Raw genomic sequence first — 17,700 nt, forward strand, 5'->3', positions numbered from 1 at the left:
GGCGGCGGGGGTGTTTCGGGCATCGCGGGTGCGCTTCAGATCAAGCCCTGCCGCATGGTGTAGCCCACGGCGTGCGCCCGGTTCCGCAGCTGGAGCCGGGTGGTGATCTCGTGCAGGATGTTCTTCACCGTGCGTTCGGAATAGGACATCTTGCCGGCGATCTCGCCGGTGTCGAACCCCTCGGCGATCAGCCGCAGCACATCCACCTCGCGGGTGGTGAGGGTGGACAGTGTCAGGCCCTTCGGGTCGAGCACGGCCCGCTGCAGCTGCCCGACGTGGTCGAGCAACTGCCCGAGCAGGTCGCCGGGCAGCACCCCTTCGCCCCTTGCCATCGCGGTGGCCATGTTCACCAGCCGGTCCTGGTCGGCGTTCGCACGGCGCAGCACCGCGGCGACCCCGCATTCGAGCGCGGACTGCAGTGCGGTCCGCTCGACCCGGCCGACGACGAGGCCGCGGCGTGCCTTGGTCGTGCGCTGCAGCCGGCGGAGCAGGTGCACGGTGCCCTCGTCGACCTGGTCCACCACGACCAGTGCGACGACCGCGCGTTCGGCAGCGTCTTCGGCGTCCTCGGCCAGCACCTCGACCTCCGGACGAGGCCGCAGCTGGTGGACCACCCCGGACCTGAGGATCGGGTCCTCCGCGTACACCGCTACCGGCACTCTGCTCATCTTCTGCCCCTTTTCGGTTTGGCACGGCGTGTGCCGCGATATCCGGAGAACCCTGGTGTGTCCGTGAGGGCACTCGCGCTGCCTGCGGGCTGCCCGCTCTTACCTGCCCGTGGTGCCATCGGGCCGCTTAACGTTCGAGAGGTGACGACTTCAGCTGAACTGGAACTCGCGACCGTGGCGGTCGCCCCCGGCGGCGAGGCGGCCACGACGCTGACCGTGCGCAACGACAGCGACATCGTCGAGGCATACGGTTTCGAGGTGGTCGGCCCGTGCGCGCCGTGGACCACCGTCGAACCGGGCCGTTTGTCGCTGTATCCGGGCACTTCCGAGACGGTGACCGTGCGGCTGCACCCGCCGCGCTCGCCGGAGGTGCGCGCCGGCGAGATGCCGCTGGCGGTGCGGGTGCTGCCGGTGGAGCGGCCGGACCTGGTGGCGGTGCCGGAGACGACCGTCTTCATCGAGCCGTTCGCGGAGGTCGAAGCCGCGCTCGTGCCACAGCGCCGCCGAAGCTGGTGGAGTGCCAGGTTCCGCACGGAACTGCGCAATCGGGGCAATACGTCGGTGACCCTGTCGCCGGTGGCCACCGACCCGGCCGAGGAGCTGCGGTTCCGGATCACGCCGGATCGGCTGGAGCTCGCGCCGGGCGCGGAAAGCGAAGTCCGGCTCCGCGCGCGGACGCGGAAGCTGATCTGGTTCGGCAAGCCGGTCGGCAAGCCGTTCCTGGTCACGGTGACTCCCGAAACTCCCCAGACCCCGGAGACCTCCCTGGCGGCCGAGGAGGAACCCGCGCAGCCGCGGGAACTGCCCGGCGAGTTCGTCCAGCTTTCGGTGCTGCCCAAGTGGCTGTTGGCCCTGTTGGCCCTGTTGCTGGTGTTGCTGCTCGCCTGGTTCACCCTGGTCCGGCCCGCCGTGCAGAGTGCGGCGAAGGAGGCGGCGGGGCAGAAGGCGGAGGAAATGGTCCAGTCCGGTGAGCTGGAGCCGGGGCCGGCGGCGACCGGCGCGGGACAGCAGCCGGGAGCCGGCCGCCCTGGGCAGCAACCCGGCGGTGTGGGGGCTGGTGACGGCAGGCCCGGTGCGGGCACCGCCGACGGGAACGGTCAGCAGAGCTCGGGCACGATCGACGTCCGCACCGGTGGCGGTGCCAGGACCACCGGCACCTACGTGGTCCCGGACGGCAAGATGTTCCTGGTCACCGACCTGGTGCTGGCGAACTTCCAGGGCGACGAAGGCGTGCTCACGGTGTCCTTCGGCGAGCGGGTGATCACCACGATCGCGCTGGAGACCTTCCGCAACCAGGACTACCACTGGGTCACGCCGATCGAGATCCCGGCCGGCGCCGCGGTGGCCGCGGACGTGACCTGCGCGAAGCCGGGGACCCCGGCGTCCGGCCAGCAGGCCGCCGGCTGCGTGGAAGTGCTCAACGTCAGCGGTGAACTCCGCGACGCACCACGCTGACCTGCCGTCCTGGCAACCGATCGGCATCGTCCCTCCCCGGAAGTCCGTTCCCCCCGAGCGAATCACGGCCGGGTCGGAGGCACCACGAAGTTCCACAGGCAGAACCCGTCCTGTGTTTCTGCCGCCCCGCTGCGCTGTTCGGGTCGGTCCTGGGAATATCGATCTCCGGAAGTGTTTTAAGTCTTATGGTGGTGGATCGTCGCCATCGTTGACGGCATGATCATTTGCGGAAATCATCGGCAGCGCGGCCGGCAGACTCGGGCGGTCCGGTGACGACGGCCCCGCGGGAAGGACGGTGTGCCAGATGGCGGACGGCGGTTCCGATCTTCCGCTTTTCGCTTATCTGCTGGCCAGGCACCGGCGGGCCGCCGGCCTCACGCAGGAAGAACTGGCCGAGAAGTCCGGTATCAGCACCCGGTCGATCAGCGACATGGAGCGCGGCCGGGTGCGGCGGCCGCAGCACCGGACCCTTCGCGCGCTCACCACCGCCCTCGCACTGGACGAGCCGGACCTCGCGGATTTCTTGCGCACCGGCAGCGAACGGGCCGGTCCGGTGGAGGAGCCCGCCGTCGAGGTCGAGCCGCCCGCGGGGGACCGGCCGCTGCGGGAGCTGCCGCCCGCGGTCACCGACCTCACCGGCCGCGAGCGGGAGTTGGACGTGGTGACCGGTCTGGTCGACGCCGGGCGGCAGGACACCGGCGCCGCGACCGTGATCAGCCTCTACGGCCCGCCAGGGGTGGGAAAAACGACCTTTGCGGTGCATGCTGGACATCGCCTCGCCGAGCGTTATCCCGATGGCTGCCTGTTCGTCAACCTGCGTGGCATGGATCACGACCGATTGACAGCCGAGCAGGCGCTGAGCCGGCTGCTGATCGCGCTCGGGGTGTCCGAAACCCAGTTGCCGTCCGGGATCGAGCAGCGCTCCGGACTGTACCGGTCCCTGCTGCAGGACCGGAAGATGTTGCTGCTGCTGGACAATGTCGCGGACGAGGCGCAGGTGCGGCCGCTGCTGCCGAGCAGCCCCGGCTGCCTGGTCCTGGTCACCAGCAGGCGGGTGCTCTCCGGTCTGGAGTCGGTGGCGCGGGTGCCGCTGGAGGTGCTGCACCCGGCCGAGTCGGTGCGCCTGCTCGCGTCGATCATCGGGCAGAACAGGGTGATCGGCGAGCCGGACGCCGCGGAACGGGTCACCGAGCTGTGCGGTCACCTGCCGCTCGCCCTGCGGATCGCGGGCAACCGGCTGGCCACCCGTCCCCGCTGGCGGATCGCACACCTGGTCGCCCAGCTCGACGACCAGCAGCGCAGGCTGACCGCGCTCACCGCGGGCGATCTCCAGGTCCGGGCCGCGTTCGAGGTCTCCTACCGGCAGTTCGACGAGTGGACGAGGGCGGTGTTCCGGCGGTTGTCCCTGATCGCCGGGCCGGACGTGACCGCCGAGCTGGCCGCGGTGCTGGTGGAGGCCGGGGTGGAGCGCACCGAGACCGCGATGGAGGAGCTGGTGGACGCCAGCCTCCTCGACGCCACCATGGACGACGGCAGCTACGTGCTGCACGACCTGCTGAAGCTGTTCGCGAGTGAGCGGCTGGCGGTGGAGGAGCGGGCGGCGGAGATCCGCGCGGCCGAGGACAGGATGGCGGGCTGGGTGCTCCGGGCCGGCACCCGTGCCGGGCTCGTGCTGTCCCCACCCGGCTCCGGGCCAGCTTCGGCGCCCGCGGCCGGTGACGTCGCCGCCGCCGACCGGGCGGCGGCGGTGCACTGGCTGGACGCCGAGAAACCGCGCTGGCTGGCCGCCATCCGGCATGGCGCACGCACCGGCGCGCACGCCGACGTGCTCGACTTCAGCCGCGCGATGCACTGGTACTCCGAGATCCGCTCCGACGGGCAGCTCTGGCGTGAGGTGTTCGGCTACGGGGTCGAGGCGGCCAGGGCACTGGGCAGGCGGCAGGACGAGGCGGTGCAGCTCAACTTCCTCGGCTGGGCGTTGACCACGATCCACGGGATGCACCGGGAAGCGTTGCACGCACACGAAAACGCCTGGCGCGCGGCCCGCGAGACGGGCGACCGCAACGAGGAGGCGTGGGCGCTGCAGTACTGCGGGCGCACCGAGCTGGTGCAGGGCAAGGCGGCGGAGGCCGAAGAGTACATCCGGCCGGCCATCGCGCTGTTCCACGAGCTGGACGACCTGCTCGGAAAGCACATCGCGCTGTCCATCCTCGGCCTGGCACTGCATCAGCTGGAGCGGTACGAGGAGGCGATCGACGCGCACCGCCGGACCGTGGAGTTCTTCCGCACCCCGGATCTGAAGCCGCACGAGAACCTGCTGGCGACCGCCCTGCTCCGGCTCGGCGACGCGGTGCTGGCCGGGGGCGACCCGGCCGACGCGCTGCGCACCTACCAGGAGTCGCTCGCGCTGGCCACCAAGGCGGACCATCCCTTCGTCGAAGGGCTCGCCCTGTTCGGCTGCGGCCGGTGCAGCCAGGAGACCGGGGACGACGTCCAGGCGTGGCAGCAGTACAACACGGCGCTGCGGATCCTCACCGAGATCGGGGAGAGCTGGCATCAGGTCAGGGTGCTGCACCGGATGGCCCTGCTGGACGATCGGCTGGACTCCGGTAGGGCGATGGCGACCAGGGCACGCGCGCTGAAGATCTGCGTGCAGCTGAACACCGCGGAATCCACCCGGCTCGCCGAGCGGCTCTCCACCGAGCTGGCCAACACCACGGCGCCCCAACGGCGAACCGGCTGACGGCACCCCGCGCGCCGGCTCACATGTTCTCGGCGCCGGCCCGGATGGCCTCGCGGATGCGGAAGTAGGTGCCGCACCGGCAGATGTTGCGCAGGCCGTCGAGGTCGGCGCCGGTGATTTCGCGGCCCTCGGCGGCGGCACGGCGGACCAGTGCCACGGCAGCCATGATCTGGCCGGGCTGGCAGTAGCCGCACTGGGCGACGTCGTGGTCGAGCCAGGCCTGCTGCATGGGGTGCAGGTCCTTGCCCGCGGTGGCCGGAAGTCCTTCGATGGTGGTGACCTCGTCGGACGGCCGGAGATCCTGGACCGGGATCGCGCAGGGATTGACCGCCTTGCCGTTGAGGTGGCTGGTGCACGCCTTGCAGACGTTGATCCCGCAGCCGTACTTCGGCCCGGTGATGCCGAGGAGGTCGCGCAGCACCCAGAGCAGGCGCACGTCGTCGGCGACGTCAACGGTGACCTGTTCGCCGTTGACGCGAAAAGTGTGCTCCGGCACGGAATTCTCCCTGTTTCAGCGGGGCTCAGCGGGCGTGGTCCATGCCGTCGGTGGGGGACGGGGGAAGGGGCGGGACGGTCGGCTTGGGCTCGAAGGAGAGCGTGCCGTGGTTGATCGGGAAGGTGGTGGGCATCGTTCCGGTCGCGCGGCCGTAGGCGCAGGCGACCGCGGCCATCGACGCGGCCACGCCCAGTTCCCCGGCGCCGCCCGGGTTTTCGGAGGTGCTCGGCATGACGATGATCCGGAGTTCGGGCGGGGTGTTCCACTGCCGGGTGTAGAAGTAGTTGTCCCAGCTCGCTTCCAGGAAGTACCCGTCGCGCAGGTGCAGGCTGGAGGTCAGGGCCAGCGCGATGCCGTCGGAGACGCCGCCCATCATCTGCGCCTCCAGACCCCGCGGGTTGACGGCTAGGCCGACGTCCACCGCGAACACGGCCTTGGTGACGCGTGGTCCGGTCACACCGTCGCGGATGGGACGGTTGACGGTTTCCGGTCGGCAGTCGATTTCCACCAGTGCCGCGCTGACGGCCTTGTACTCGGCGTGGAACGCGATGCCCTGCGCGGTGCCGGGCGGCATCGGCCGTCCCCAGTCGCCGGCCTCAGCCGCCTTCGCCAGCACCGCCCTGGAGCGGTCGTCGTGGAGGAAGTCCCGCCGGAACAGGTAGGGGTCCTTGCCCATTTTCCCGGCCAGCCGGTCGACGATGAGTTCCCTGGCACAGGTGACGTCGGGCGAGTAGACGTTGCGCATGCTGCCGGTGTTGAAGCCCTTGCCCGTTTCGCTGAGCAGCTGGGTGCTGATCCCGAACCGGTAGGACATCGCCTGGCTGAGGTGGAAGAAGGTCTGGGCGAAACCGATATCGCCCACCGGAAGCTTCGCGGCCATCGCGGTGATGACCTCGCCGAGCCCGTGACCGAGGTCGGTGGAGACGCTGGTGTGCCGCTGCTGGTAGCCCAGCACGGTGTCGCCGGCGTAGGCAACGCGCACCCGGGACGTGGCCATCGGATGGGTACGGCCCTGGCGGGAGTCGTCGGCGCGGTGCCACATGAGCTTGACGGGTTTGCCGATCCGCTGGGACACCTCGGCGGCCTCCAGCGCGGCGTCGAAGAACAGCTTGCGCCCGAAGGAACCGCCGCCTTCGGTGACGTGCACGGTCACTTTGGACAGCGGTAGCCGCAGTTTGGCCGCGATGGTCTCCCTGGCCACGATCGGTGATTTCAGCGCGGACCAGATCTCGGCGCGGTCGGCCCGCACGTCGGCGATCGCGCAGTTGGGTTCCAGCGCGCTGTTGCTGCGGAAGTGGAAGGTGAACTTGGCTTCGACGGTCGGGACCGGCGGCGCGAGCCCGAGCGGCAGCTCCGCGGCGGCCAGTTCCCGTAGCACGCTCTGGTCGGATTTTCCTTCCGCGGTACCGGGTTTCCAGGAAACTCGCAACGCGCGCACGGCGTCGATGCACTGCCCGAAGGTCTCGGCGCGCACCGCCACCCCGGTGGAGATCACCACGACGTCGGTGACCCCAGGCATGGTGCGGACCTCGGCGAGGTTGGCCACCGAGCCGACCGTGCCGTTGATGGTCGGCGGGCGGCACACCATCGTCGGTTTCGCGCCCGCGACGGCGAGGTCCATGGTGAACTTCTTGCGCCCGGTCACCGCGTCCAGCGCGTCGATCCGGTTGTGCGGCTTGCCGATGACGGTGAAGTTCTCGCGCTCGGCGAGCACCACGGGCACCTGCCGGGGCTGCGCGCTCGCGGCCTTCTCGGCGAGCGCGCCGATGTCGATCTCCTTGCCCCGCAAGCGATCGGTGACCGACCCGGCCTTCAGCGCCAGGTCGGTGACCGGCGAGCCGAGTTCGGCCGCCGCCGCGGCCAGCAGCCGGTGCCGGGCGACCGCGGCGGCGACCCGGATCGGGGTGTAGGTGGCGATGGTCGTGTTCGACGCGCCGGTGAGCTGGTTGAACACCAGCTCCGGCCGGGCGTCGGCCAGTGTCACCCGCACCCGTTCCAGCGGCACGGTCAGTTCCTCGGCGATCAGCATGGCCGTCGAGGTGGTGATGCCCTGGCCCACCTCGGCCCTTGGCAGCGCGAACGACACGGTGCCGTCCCGTTCGACCTCGACCGTGATCAGGCCCGAGGTGGGCAGCGCGGCCACGGTCATCAGGTCGTTGAGGTCGAGCAGTTCGGTGAGTTCCGGCGAAGGCAGCTGTGCTTGCGGCTGGGCATGGGCCGCCGGCGTGCGGCCGAGTTCGGCGGCGGCCACCAGAGTGGGGGCCGCCAGCACGTAGCCGAGGAACCGCCGCCGCCCGATGGACGGGTTCATCACCTCAGCCAGGACGGTTCGTCGTCGGGATCTCGATCTTGGTCTCCTTGCCCTTGGTGAGGTAGAACAGGATGTACCGGCGCGCGGCTTCGTCGAGGACCCAGGCGGCCTCCGGGACCAGCGGCAGCGGCACCAGGCCCTCGCGGAACTTCACCAGCAGCGGCCACATGGTGGCGATCGTCCGCTCCCATACCGGCTCGCGGGGGATACCGTCCCAGTCGGCCACCTCGTCGCCGACCAGATACCTGGCGAGCGCGTTGCAAAGTGGACGGCTGATGCTGCCGGGGCTGGTCTGCTCGGCGAGCTGGCCGAGCAGGATGTCGGTCAGCTCGACGCCCTCGCGGGTCGGCCCCATCGCCGGGGGCAGCACGGTGTCCGACTGGGCGTTGGCCGCCGCCCAGGTGGCGGGGATGTACTCGTCCCTGATGCCGAGCATGTGCGCGGTCACCTGCCAGACGTGCAGGTACGCCGCGGAGTCGGCGGCGCTGATCGGGACCTGCCATTCGAGCAGCTTGCGCATGGCAAAGGTCGGCAGGGTGTGCCAGGTGACCAGCATGTCGTTCTGGCTGATCGGGATGTCGCCGGTCCAATGTGGAGACTGCCGCAACAGGTGCCGTACCGCCGCGTGCACCAGCCGGGTCTTCACGGCGTCGACCATGCACGAGCCGTCGGGCCGGTAGGCGTTCAGTGATCCGACCGCGAAGCCCAGGATGCTGGTCTTGGCGACCCGGTCTTCCATGTCCGCGCCGCCCTTGGAGTAGTAGACCGACCGCGCCTCCTGGGGAATGGCGGTGCTCAGCATGCCGCCGCCCACCCCGTTGAGCAGGTTGAGGTACAGCCCCCTGGACTTGTTGAACTCGGCCGCCGTCTCCAGCTTGCCCTGGTCGGCCCAGGACGGCAGCTGACGTGCTTTCTCGATGAAGGACCGCAGATCCTCCGGCAACCCCTTCGGCAGCGGCTGATCGTTGCGGTTCCAGTCCCACAGCAGCCGGTTGACCTCGGGTACGGCGCCGCGATCGAGCAGCGAGGCGACCAGCGGGTCGGCTTCGTCGTCCCATACCCATCGTGGATCGGCGCCGGCCCCGGAACCCGCGACCGAGCCGCTCGGCGCCCAGGTCCAGGCCATCAGGGAGCGCGCCTGCGCCGGGGACGCCATGCCCAGCGCCCCGAGCGCCCCGAAAGCCCCGCCTGAGATCAACATCTTGCGCCTGCTCAGTTCCGCCATGCGCCGAGCTCCTCCTCAGGTGTTGCCGGTTGCGAAAAGTTGCTGCTGTTCCGGAAAACGGCCCTCACGGGCGGTTGGCGTCCGGGATCTCGATGCTGATCGGCCGCGCTTCGGACAGGAAGAGCAGGGCTGCCTTGCGAAGGAACTCGTCGAAGAGCCAGTAAGCCTTCGGTGCCAACGGGAAGGGAAGCAGCCCTTCGCGGACGGCGATGAACGGACCCCAGGCGGCGTTGAGGAGCGGGTCCCAGACCGGCTCCCTGGGGATCTTCAACCAGGCGGCGATCTGATCGCCGAGCAGGAAGCGGGTGAAGGCGCCGAGGATCGGCTTGCTGAGGACGCCGCCGTCGACTTCGGCGCCGAGGTTGAGCAGGATCTCGGCGAGCTTGACGCCTTCGGTCGTCGGGGCCAGCACCGGGTCCAGGACCTGCTTGGCCTGCGAGTCGGCCTCGGCCCACGACTTCGGGATGTACTCGTCTTCGATGCCGAGCATGTGCGCGCCAAGCTGCCAGGTGTGCAGGAAGGCTTCGGACTCGGCGTCGGGGATCGGTACCTGCCACGCGGTCAGCTTCTGCATGACCGTGGTGGGCAGGCTGTGCCAGGTGACCATCATGTCGCGCTGGCTGATCGGGATCTCTTCGTCGGCGACGTCGGACCAGTGCGGAGACTGCGGCAGCAGATGCCGCACCGCCGCATGCACCAGCCGGGTCTTGACACAGGTCACGATCATTTCGCCATCGGGCTGGTAGGCGTTCTGGGACCCGATGTCGTAGCCGAGTTTCGCGGTCTTGGAGATGCGGTCCTTCATGTCCGCGCCGCCCTTGGAGTAGTAGACCGCGCGCGCCTCCTTGGGGATGACCGTGCTCATCATGCCGCTGGCAAGCCCGTACAACACGCCGAGGTAGAGCCCCCGCTTCTCGTTGAACTCGACCGCGGTGGCCAGCTTGCCCTGGTCGGCCCACGACGGCAGCCGGCGCGCTTTCTCCATGAAGTCCCGCAGATCCGCGGGCAGCGCGGCCGGCAACGGCTGGCCGTTCTTGGTCCAGGTGCGCAACAACTCGTTGACCCTGGGCACGTCACCCCGGTCGATCACCGAGGCGACCAGCGGGTCGGCCTCTGCGTCCCACACCCACCGCGGGTCGGCGCCCGCTCCGGTGCCCGCCACCGAACCCTTGGCCGACCAGGTCCAGAGTGAGCGCGCCTGCGCGGGCGCCGCGAAGCCGAGCGCACCGATTGCGCCCAGCGTTCCGCCCGTCTTCAACAAGTTGCGCCTGCTGAGTCCGTCCATGCTTTCGCTTCTCCTCTTCGTCGAGGCCGAGAGCACCTGGCTGATACGATGAAACGCAGGATGCTTCTTCGTATCACCATGACAGCACACCGTGGCGGTCATCACAAGGCTCAAGGTGACGGTGACCTGAGATGGGGGCATGCGAGGCTTTTTGCGCATGCCCCCATCGATCGGGTGCGGGTGCCCCGCAAGAATCTGAGGGCGGCGGTCGGGTGGTTGAGGCAGAATCAGCACAGGAGGTGGTCGTGGAACCCGCACTGTCCGTGTTCGGGGCGCCGTCGGGCGCGGAGTCGTCGCTGCTGGAACGTGCCTACCTCGATGCGGTCGAACAGGTCGACGACCTGGACGAGACCCGTGCCCGCATCCTCGACGCGGCGTACCAGCAGTTCTGCAGGATCGGCATCTTCCGGTCCACAATGGAGGATGTGGCCAGGCGGGCCGGAGTTTCGCGGATCACCGTCTACCGGCGCTTCGCCACCAAGGACACGTTGGTCGAGCACGTGGTGCGCCGCGAGTTCCGCCGGTATTTCGACCAGTTCCTCGTCGACATCGAACGGGCGGACACCGCCGCGGAGCGAGTGGTACTCGGCTTCGTCAGCTCGTTGCGCGCCATCCGGGGCAACCCGCTGATCGGCGGCCTGATCGCCGCGGAACCGGACCTGCTGGTGCCGTCGATGATCAGCGACGGCGGGCGGACCCTCGCCACCGTGCGGCAGTTCGTCGCCGGCCAGCTCCGCAGCGAGCAACAGGCCGGCACCGTGTCGAGCGAGCTGGACACCGACCTGGTGGCCGAAATGATGGTGCGGATCTCCACGTCGTTCCTGGCGATCCCCAGCCAGGTCATCGACCTCGACGACGACGAGCAGTTGGCCGCGGTGGCCCGGCAGTTCCTCGTGCCCATGCTGGAACCGGCCCGGACTAACCCGGACTAGCCCGGTCGCAGCCGATCGGCGAGGCCGGCTACGAGTTCGTAGGACCGGCGCCGGTCGGTGTGGTGGTGGATCGGGGTGGTCACCATGATTTCGTCGGCGCCGGTGTCGTCGAGCAGGGCCTGCAAGCTCTTGGCCACCGTTTCCGGGGAACCGGTGAGGACGCTGCCGGACCGCTTGGCGATCTCGGCACGATCGTCCTCGGTGTAGGGGTAGGCCGCCGCTTCTTCCGGGCTCGGCAGGCGGATGCGGTTGCCGCGTATCCGGCTGAGGACCTTCAGGCGCGTGGAACCGGCCAGCCACTCGGCGCGCTCGTCGGAGTCGGCGGCGACAACGGACGCGCTGACCAGCAGCGCCGGTTCGGTGACTTGGGCTGATGACTGGAAAGCCGTGCGATAGGCGCGGGTGGCCTCCGCGGCGGCGCCGGGGTTGAGGTGGTGGGCGAAGGCGTAGTGAAGCCCGCGTTCGCCGGCGAACGCGGCGCTGGTGGGCGAGGAGCCGAGCAGCCAGATCGGCGGCACGTTGCCGACCGCGGGGACCGCGGTGACCTGCGCGTCCCCGGCCGGGGTGAAGTAGCCCAGCAACTCGTCGAGCTGCTGGGCGAAGGTCTTCGCGGAGCGTTCGCGTTCGCTGCGGACGACCTCCACGGCGTGCTGGGCGCCGCCCGGTGCGCGGCCGAGCCCGAGATCGATCCGCCCGGGGTGGAGCGCTTCCAGCGTGCCGAACTGCTCGGCGACCACGATCGGCGCGTGGTTGGGCAGCAGCACCCCGCCGGCACCGACGCGGAGCCGCCGGGTGGCGTTCGCGAGGTGATCGATGAGGACCGCGGGCGCCGAACTGGCCACTCCGCGCATGCTGTGGTGCTCGGGCACCCAGTACCGGTGGAAGCCAAGCCCGTCGGTCAGCCTGGCGAGGTCCACGCTGTTCCGGAGCGCCTGCCGGGCGGTCGACCCGGCCACGATCGGCGAGGTGTCCAGCACCGACAGGCGCACCTCGGTGTGCCGAGACTCGACCATGAGCGTGATCCTAGGGGCCGGCTGTCCGGAGTGCTTTGGTGAGGGCGTGGGCTTCCCTGAGCAGCAGGGCGCCGAGTTCGGGGCGGCGGTCCGCGCGGAAGCGGGTGTCGACGCCGGTGAGGGTGAGCGCCCAGGCGGGTTTGCCGGACTGGTTGAACACCGCGGCCGCCATGCCCCAGCTCCCTTCGACGACCAGGCCGGGATTGACCGCGTAGCCGGTCTCGCGGGTTCGCGCGATCCGTTCGCGGAGCGCGGTCGCGCTGTGCTGCCGTCCCCAGTGGACGGTGAGGTCGGTGCGCGCCAGGTAGTCGTCGACTTCGCGGTCGGGCAGCATGGCGAGGACGACCAGGCCGGCCGAGACCACGCCCAGCGGGAATCGGGCGCCCTCGTAGAGCACGAAGGAGCGGATGGGGAAGTCGCCGTCCTCGCGGAGCAGGCACACGGTCTCGTCGCCGCGGCGGGCGGAGAAGAACGCGCTTTCCCCGGTGGCGGCCGCCAGCCGGTGCACGCCGGCGCGTGCGTGCTGGGTGACGTCGTAGCGCTGCGCGGCGATCTCGCCGAGCAGGTACAGCTCGGGACCGAGGAACCACCGGCCGGTGCGGTGATCGCGGTCGACGTAGCCCTGTTCGGCGAGTCCGGCCAGCAGCCGGTGCGCGGTCGGCCTGGCCAGCCCGCTGGCCCGCGCGATCTGGGAGGTCGACGCGCCGTTGTCGGGGAACCCGGACAGCGTCCGCAGGACCGCGGCGATCCGCCCGGTCACGTCGGTCGGCGGCGAGTTCATGAGCCGATTGTACGTTCACTGAGTGGACGCCTAAGCCGGCCGCGTTCACCAGCCGACAAGGTTGTGCTCGCTTTGTTTCCCAGCGTTGACCCGAATCGTCGAACAGGGATTGACTCCCGTGGTGCTCGTTCAACGGACAACACGAGGAGGGAAGCGTGCCTACGTTTCACCCTGACGCCGCCGAGGCGCTCGGCGGCGTGCTCACCGACGGCAGCACCATCGCGGTCGGCGGGTTCGGCCTCAGCGGCAATCCCAGCGATCTGATCGAAGCCGTCCGCGACTCCGGTGTGCGGGACCTGACCATCGTGTCCAACAACATGGGCGTGGACGGCAAGGGTCTCGGCCTGCTGCTGGAGAACCGTCAGGTGCGCCGGGTGGTGGCCTCCTACGTCGGGGAGAACAAGCTGTTCGCGCAGCAGTACCTCGACGGCGAGATCGAGGTGGAATTCGCGCCGCAGGGCACGCTCGCCGAGCGGATGCGCGCCGGCGGGGCCGGCATCCCCGCCTTCTACACCCGTGCCGGGGTGGGCACCCCGGTCGCCGATGGCAAGCCGCACGCCGAGTTCGACGGCGTGACCTACGTCCAGGAGCGCGGCATCGTCGCCGATGTCGCGCTGGTGCACGCCCACTCCGCGGACCGGGCCGGCAACCTCACCTATCGCTACACCGCCCGCAACTTCAACCCGCTGGTGGCCACCTGCGGCCGGATCACGGTGGTGGAAGCCGAGCAGGTCATGACCGAGTTCCTCGACCCCGATGCCGTGGTCACCCCTGGCGTGTTCACCGACCGGCTCGTCCAGGCGCGGCCCCGGGTCAAGGAAATCGAGAAGCGCACGGTGCGCGTGCAGGCGGGGGTGTGACCATGGGCTGGACACGGGATGAAATGGCGGCTGTCGCGGCCGGGGAATTGCGCGACGGCGACTACGTCAACCTCGGCATCGGGATTCCCACGCTGGTGGCCAACCACCTTCCCGACGGCGTGGAAGTCATGCTGCACAGCGAAAACGGCATCCTCGGCCTCGGCCCGTTCCCCTACGAAGGCGAGGAGGACGCGGACCTGATCAACGCCGGCAAGCAGACCGTCACCATCAGCCCCGGCGGCAGCGTGTTCGACTCCGCCGACTCCTTCGCCATGATCCGCGGCGGCCACCTCGACCTCGCCCTGCTCGGTGCGCTGCAGGTCGGTTCGAACGGCGACCTGGCCAACTGGACCGTTCCCGGCGCCATGGTCAAGGGCATGGGCGGCGCGATGGATCTGGTTGCCGGCAGCCGACGCGTCGTCGTCCTCACCGACCACCTGGCCAAGGACGGCACCCCCAAGATCGTCGAACGGTGCACCCTGCCGCTCACCGGCGCCGGCGTGGTCGATCGCGTGATCACCGACCTCGCCGTCCTGGACATCACGCCGGACGGGTTCCGGCTCGTCGAAACCGCGCCGGGGGTCACCGCCGAGGAGGTCCGCGGCAAGACCGCCGCGCCGGTGCTCAGCCCGGTCTGACGCCCGGCACCGGCCCGCTCGCCTCGCGGGCGGCGCCGGTGGCGAGGATGGCGTCGATCCCGGCGGGGTCGTAGCCCGCGGCGGCCAGCACCGCGCGGGTGTCCTGACCCGCCGGCTGCGGTGGCCCGGTGACCAGACCCGGGGTGCGGCCGAGCTTGATCGGAACACCGACCCCGCGGTAGGAATCCCGCTCCACGACCATCTCCCGGTGCCGGACCTGCGGCGCTGTCATCGCTTCGGCCACGTCGTGCACGGGGGACGCGGGCACCCCGCGCTCCAGCAGTCGTTCGGCCAGCTCGCCGCGCGGCCACGAGGCGATCCGGGCGCGCAGCACCTCGCGCAGGGCGGCGGCGTTGCGCACCCGGTCCGGGTTGGTCGCGAACCGGGCGTCTCCAGCCAGTTCGGCGATCCCGAGCACTTCGGCCAGTGCGGCGAACTGCCGGTCGTTGCCGGCGCCGATGAAGAACAGCCCGTCCGCGGTCGCGAAGTTCTCGTACGGCGCGATCGACGGGTGCGCGGAACCGGTTCGCCCGCCGGGGGTGCCGTCGGCGAGCCACGCGCCCGAATGCGGGTGCAGCAGGCTGATCACGGTGTCCAGCAGCGTCAGGTCGACCAGCTGTCCCAGCCCGGAGGATTCTCGTTCGCGCAAGGCCAGCAGGATCCCGGAGAAGGCGAGAATGCCGGTCACCATGTCCACCACCGGTACGCCAACCCGCAGCGGCGGCCCGGCGGCCTCCCCGTTGACGCTCATCAGGCCGCCGTACGCCTGCAGCACCGCGTCGTACCCTGGCAGTCCGCCGAGTGGGCCGTCGGTGCCGAAGCCGGTGATCCGGCAGTGCACCAGGCGGGGGAGACGCGCCCGCAGCGCGTCGTCGGCGAAACCCCAGCGGGCCAGCGTGCCGGCCTTGAAGTTCTCGACGAGCACGTCGGCATCCGCGAGCAGGGCGCCGAGGACTTCACGTCCGCGCGCGGAAGACAGGTCCAGCACGATGTTCTTCTTGCCCCGGTTGACGTTCGTGTAGTAAGCGCTCACGCCGGGGCCGAGGAACGGCGGCCCCCAGCCACGCGTCTCGTCGCCGCCCGGTGACTCCACTTTGGTCACTTCCGCGCCGTGGTCGGCCAGCATCTGGGTGCAGTAGGGCCCGGCCAGCACTCGGGAAAGGTCGAGCACCCGCAGACCGTCGAGTGCGCGCGCCATCAGTAGGACCTCGGCAGGCCGAGCACGTGCTGGGCGACGTAGTTGAGCACCATCTCCTGGCTGATCGGGGCCAGCCGCAGCAGCCGGGACTCCCGGAAGTAGCGCTCCACGTGGTATTCGCGGGCGAAGCCCATGCCGCCGTGGGTCTGGATCGCGGCGTCGGCCGCCTGGAAGCCGGCGTCCGCGCACAGCCACTTCGCCATGTTGGCCTCCTTGCCGCAGGGCAGCCCGCGGTCGTAGCGCCAGGCCGCCTGACGGGCCATCAAGGTGGCCGCCTCCAGTCGGGTGGCCGCTTCGGCGAGGGGGAACGCGATGCCCTGGTTCTGCCCGATGGGCCGGTCGAACACGACCCGCTCGCCGGCGTAGCCCACCGCGCGCCGCAGCGCGGCCCGCCCGATCCCGATGGCTTCGTGGGCCAGCAGGATGCGTTCCGGGTTGAGCCCGTCGAGCAGGTACCGGAACCCGCGGCCCTCCTCGCCGATCCGCGCGCTCACCGGCACCCGCAGGTCGTCGAGGTAGACCTGGTAGGAGGACACCGCATTGCGGCCCAGCTTCGGGATCGCGCGCAGCGTCACCGCGTCGGAGTCGAGGTCGATCAGGAACAGGCTCATCCCGTCGGTCGGCTTTTCGACTTCCGCGCGGGGTGTGGTGCGGGCGATGAGCACCATCTTCTGCGACTGGCCGGCCTTGGTGATCCACACCTTCCGCCCGTTGACCACGTAGGAGTCACCGTCGCGCCGGGCGAAGGTCGAGATGCGGGTGGTGTCGGTGCCCGCGTCCGGCTCCGTGACACCGAAGCACACGTGCAACGACCCGTCGACCGCGCCGGGCAGGATCTCGCGGCGTTGCCGTTCGTCGCCGTGCTTCACGATGGTGTTGAGCCCGAAGATGGTCAGGTGCATCGTGCTGCAGCCGTTCATGCCGGCGCCGGACGCGGCGATCTCCTCCAGCAGCAGCGACGCCTCGAGGATGCCGAGGCCGCCCCCGCCGTACTCCTCGGGGATCGCGATGCCCAGCCAGCCCGCGTCGGCGAAGGCGTCGTAGAACTCGCGCGGGAACTCGTTGCGCGCGTCGTGCTCGGCCCAGTACTCGTCGGGGAACCCGGCGGCCAGCTCGCGCACCGCGCCCCGGATGTCCCGCTGGTCCTGGGTCAGCTCGAAATCCACGGCCCTGCCCTTCCTGCGTTCGCATTTAAGAACTATTAGACGGATATACGTCCAACGTAGGCCGCGGGGTTGCGCCGGGTCAAGCCTCGTGGCTGCTAGGGTTCGTATTTACGAACGAGGAGTGGTCGTGAGCGAGTCCAGTGCCAAGGCGCACCGCACCGTCAGCCGCGTGACGACGATCCTGGAGGGCGTCGCGCGCCAGGGTGGGGCGCGCATGCACGAACTCGCGGCCATCCTCGAAGCCCCCAAGTCCTCGGTCTTCGGACTGGTCAAGGGGCTCGTCGCGACCGGTTATCTGATCGAGGACAAGGGGACCTACCGGCTGGGGCCGGCGCTCGGCAGCCTGCTCACCTCGGCCGGGCCGGATATCGCGGCCGCCGCCCGGCCGAGCCTGGAGTGGTTGCGGGACACCTTCAACGAGACGGTCATGCTCGGCACCGCCGTCGGCGAGTCGCTCACCTACATCGACGCGGTCGAGTCGACCCAGCCGATCCGGTACTCGGCCCCGCTGCGGATCCGGCGCCCGCTGTACCCGCCGAGCGCGGGGAAGGTCCTGCTGTCGCACTGGAGCGAAGCGCGCCGGGACGCCTATCTCCGATCAGTGCTGGAAAGCGAGGACCGGGTGCGCGCGGCGCGGACGGAACTCGATGCCGTGCGAGCCGAAGGTGTGGCGCTCAACCGCGGCGAGACCCTGCCCGATGTCAGTGCCGCCGCCCGGCCGGTTCTGGTCGGTGACGAGGTCGTCGCCGCGATCGCGGTCGCCGGGCCGACGTCCCGGATTGCCGACCGGCTACCGGAAATCGCCGAGGTCATCGCCACGGCCACGGAGGCCGTCGCGCGCCGTCTGAGCTCGCCCGCCGCTCGCCGCTGACCGGGCTTCGTCCCCTTTTCCGGCACCACCCCGCACCTTGACGGGTCGAGAACGCTCA

The 17,700-nt window shown here is 70.2% G+C and carries 15 protein-coding genes; 6 read left to right on the forward strand and 9 right to left on the reverse strand.

The annotated features are described in order from the left end of the window. Nucleotides 1-35: 35 nt before the first annotated feature. Nucleotides 36-668 carry a helix-turn-helix transcriptional regulator gene (locus AMYNI_RS0137060; RefSeq protein WP_084628572.1) on the reverse strand — a complete coding sequence of 211 codons (633 nt, stop codon included), beginning with the start codon at nucleotides 666-668 and terminating at the stop codon, nucleotides 36-38. Nucleotides 669-809: 141 nt separating this feature from the next. Here AMYNI_RS0137060 and AMYNI_RS0137065 point away from each other — a divergent pair, with 141 nt between their 5' ends. Together AMYNI_RS0137065 and AMYNI_RS46310 are read left to right on the forward strand one after the other, a co-directional pair. Next, the gene (locus AMYNI_RS0137065; protein ID WP_020673178.1) at nucleotides 810-2,123 is read left to right on the forward strand and encodes a COG1470 family protein; all 1,314 of its coding nucleotides are present in this window, start codon (nucleotides 810-812) and stop codon (nucleotides 2,121-2,123) included. Between the two features lie 304 nt (nucleotides 2,124-2,427). Further along, a complete protein-coding gene (locus tag AMYNI_RS46310; protein ID WP_020673179.1) occupies nucleotides 2,428-4,866 on the forward strand; it encodes an ATP-binding protein in 2,439 nt (812 codons plus the stop codon). A 19-nt stretch (nucleotides 4,867-4,885) separates the two neighbouring features. On the opposite strand, the gene AMYNI_RS0137075 is transcribed toward AMYNI_RS46310, so the two are convergent. From AMYNI_RS0137075 to AMYNI_RS0137090, 4 genes are all read right to left on the reverse strand, one after another. Beyond that, nucleotides 4,886-5,362 carry a (2Fe-2S)-binding protein gene (locus AMYNI_RS0137075; protein ID WP_020673180.1) on the reverse strand — a complete coding sequence of 159 codons (477 nt, stop codon included), beginning with the start codon at nucleotides 5,360-5,362 and terminating at the stop codon, nucleotides 4,886-4,888. Nucleotides 5,363-5,387: 25 nt separating this feature from the next. Further along, nucleotides 5,388-7,673: a molybdopterin cofactor-binding domain-containing protein gene (locus AMYNI_RS0137080; protein ID WP_020673181.1), complete on the reverse strand. Its 2,286-nt coding sequence runs from the start codon at nucleotides 7,671-7,673 to the stop codon at nucleotides 5,388-5,390. A 4-nt stretch (nucleotides 7,674-7,677) separates the two neighbouring features. After that, on the reverse strand, nucleotides 7,678-8,898 hold the full coding sequence (locus tag AMYNI_RS0137085) for an oxygenase MpaB family protein (protein WP_020673182.1): 1,221 nt from the start codon (nucleotides 8,896-8,898) through the stop codon (nucleotides 7,678-7,680). 64 nt (nucleotides 8,899-8,962) lie between these two features. Continuing rightward, a complete protein-coding gene (locus AMYNI_RS0137090) occupies nucleotides 8,963-10,183 on the reverse strand; it encodes an oxygenase MpaB family protein (protein ID WP_020673183.1) in 1,221 nt (406 codons plus the stop codon). A gap of 245 nt (nucleotides 10,184-10,428) precedes the next feature. On the opposite strand from AMYNI_RS0137090, the gene AMYNI_RS0137095 reads away from it, so the two are divergent. Then, the gene (locus AMYNI_RS0137095) at nucleotides 10,429-11,115 is read left to right on the forward strand and encodes a TetR/AcrR family transcriptional regulator (RefSeq protein ID WP_020673184.1); all 687 of its coding nucleotides are present in this window, start codon (nucleotides 10,429-10,431) and stop codon (nucleotides 11,113-11,115) included. On the opposite strand, the gene AMYNI_RS0137100 is transcribed toward AMYNI_RS0137095, so the two are convergent. Both AMYNI_RS0137100 and AMYNI_RS0137105 read right to left on the reverse strand, forming a co-directional pair. Further along, nucleotides 11,112-12,128, reverse strand: coding sequence for an LLM class flavin-dependent oxidoreductase (locus AMYNI_RS0137100; protein WP_020673185.1), 1,017 nt, complete (start codon nucleotides 12,126-12,128; stop codon nucleotides 11,112-11,114). The two genes, AMYNI_RS0137095 and AMYNI_RS0137100, sit on opposite strands and share 4 nt — an antisense overlap. A gap of 10 nt (nucleotides 12,129-12,138) precedes the next feature. After that, entirely contained in the window at nucleotides 12,139-12,909 is a 771-nt protein-coding gene (locus AMYNI_RS0137105) for an IclR family transcriptional regulator (protein WP_020673186.1), read from the reverse strand. Between the two features lie 155 nt (nucleotides 12,910-13,064). On the opposite strand from AMYNI_RS0137105, the gene AMYNI_RS0137110 reads away from it, so the two are divergent. Together AMYNI_RS0137110 and AMYNI_RS0137115 are read left to right on the forward strand one after the other, a co-directional pair. Next, a complete protein-coding gene (locus AMYNI_RS0137110; protein WP_020673187.1) occupies nucleotides 13,065-13,769 on the forward strand; it encodes a CoA transferase subunit A in 705 nt (234 codons plus the stop codon). Between the two features lie 2 nt (nucleotides 13,770-13,771). After that, nucleotides 13,772-14,407 carry a CoA transferase subunit B gene (locus AMYNI_RS0137115; protein ID WP_026361400.1) on the forward strand — a complete coding sequence of 212 codons (636 nt, stop codon included), beginning with the start codon at nucleotides 13,772-13,774 and terminating at the stop codon, nucleotides 14,405-14,407. Here AMYNI_RS0137115 and AMYNI_RS0137120 read toward each other — a convergent pair. Next, the gene (locus tag AMYNI_RS0137120) at nucleotides 14,394-15,605 is read right to left on the reverse strand and encodes a CaiB/BaiF CoA transferase family protein (RefSeq protein WP_020673189.1); all 1,212 of its coding nucleotides are present in this window, start codon (nucleotides 15,603-15,605) and stop codon (nucleotides 14,394-14,396) included. The genes AMYNI_RS0137115 and AMYNI_RS0137120 overlap by 14 nt on opposite strands. Further along, nucleotides 15,605-16,771 carry an acyl-CoA dehydrogenase family protein gene (locus tag AMYNI_RS0137125; RefSeq protein ID WP_020673190.1) on the reverse strand — a complete coding sequence of 389 codons (1,167 nt, stop codon included), beginning with the start codon at nucleotides 16,769-16,771 and terminating at the stop codon, nucleotides 15,605-15,607. Before AMYNI_RS0137125 ends, AMYNI_RS0137120 begins: the two co-directional genes overlap by 1 nt. Nucleotides 16,772-16,898: 127 nt before the next feature. Here AMYNI_RS0137125 and AMYNI_RS0137130 point away from each other — a divergent pair, with 127 nt between their 5' ends. Continuing rightward, on the forward strand, nucleotides 16,899-17,642 hold the full coding sequence (locus tag AMYNI_RS0137130) for an IclR family transcriptional regulator (RefSeq protein ID WP_020673191.1): 744 nt from the start codon (nucleotides 16,899-16,901) through the stop codon (nucleotides 17,640-17,642). Nucleotides 17,643-17,700: the final 58 nt, after the last annotated feature.

It is taken from the genome of Amycolatopsis nigrescens CSC17Ta-90 (genome assembly GCF_000384315.1).
Classification (GTDB): domain Bacteria; phylum Actinomycetota; class Actinomycetes; order Mycobacteriales; family Pseudonocardiaceae; genus Amycolatopsis; species Amycolatopsis nigrescens.

What these genes read in the sequence shown, in the direction of transcription:
- AMYNI_RS0137060 (WP_084628572.1), bottom strand. Translation starts at nt 668, where the DNA reads ATGAGCAGAGTGCCGGTAGCGGTGTACGCGGAGGACCCGATCCTCAGG.
- AMYNI_RS46310 (WP_020673179.1), top strand. Translation starts at nt 2,428, where the DNA reads ATGGCGGACGGCGGTTCCGATCTTCCGCTTTTCGCTTATCTGCTGGCC.
- AMYNI_RS0137080 (WP_020673181.1), bottom strand. Translation starts at nt 7,673, where the DNA reads ATGAACCCGTCCATCGGGCGGCGGCGGTTCCTCGGCTACGTGCTGGCG.
- AMYNI_RS0137085 (WP_020673182.1), bottom strand. Translation starts at nt 8,898, where the DNA reads ATGGCGGAACTGAGCAGGCGCAAGATGTTGATCTCAGGCGGGGCTTTC.
- AMYNI_RS0137090 (WP_020673183.1), bottom strand. Translation starts at nt 10,183, where the DNA reads ATGGACGGACTCAGCAGGCGCAACTTGTTGAAGACGGGCGGAACGCTG.
- AMYNI_RS0137100 (WP_020673185.1), bottom strand. Translation starts at nt 12,128, where the DNA reads ATGGTCGAGTCTCGGCACACCGAGGTGCGCCTGTCGGTGCTGGACACC.
- AMYNI_RS0137105 (WP_020673186.1), bottom strand. Translation starts at nt 12,909, where the DNA reads ATGAACTCGCCGCCGACCGACGTGACCGGGCGGATCGCCGCGGTCCTG.
- AMYNI_RS0137115 (WP_026361400.1), top strand. Translation starts at nt 13,772, where the DNA reads ATGGGCTGGACACGGGATGAAATGGCGGCTGTCGCGGCCGGGGAATTG.
- AMYNI_RS0137120 (WP_020673189.1), bottom strand. Translation starts at nt 15,605, where the DNA reads ATGGCGCGCGCACTCGACGGTCTGCGGGTGCTCGACCTTTCCCGAGTG.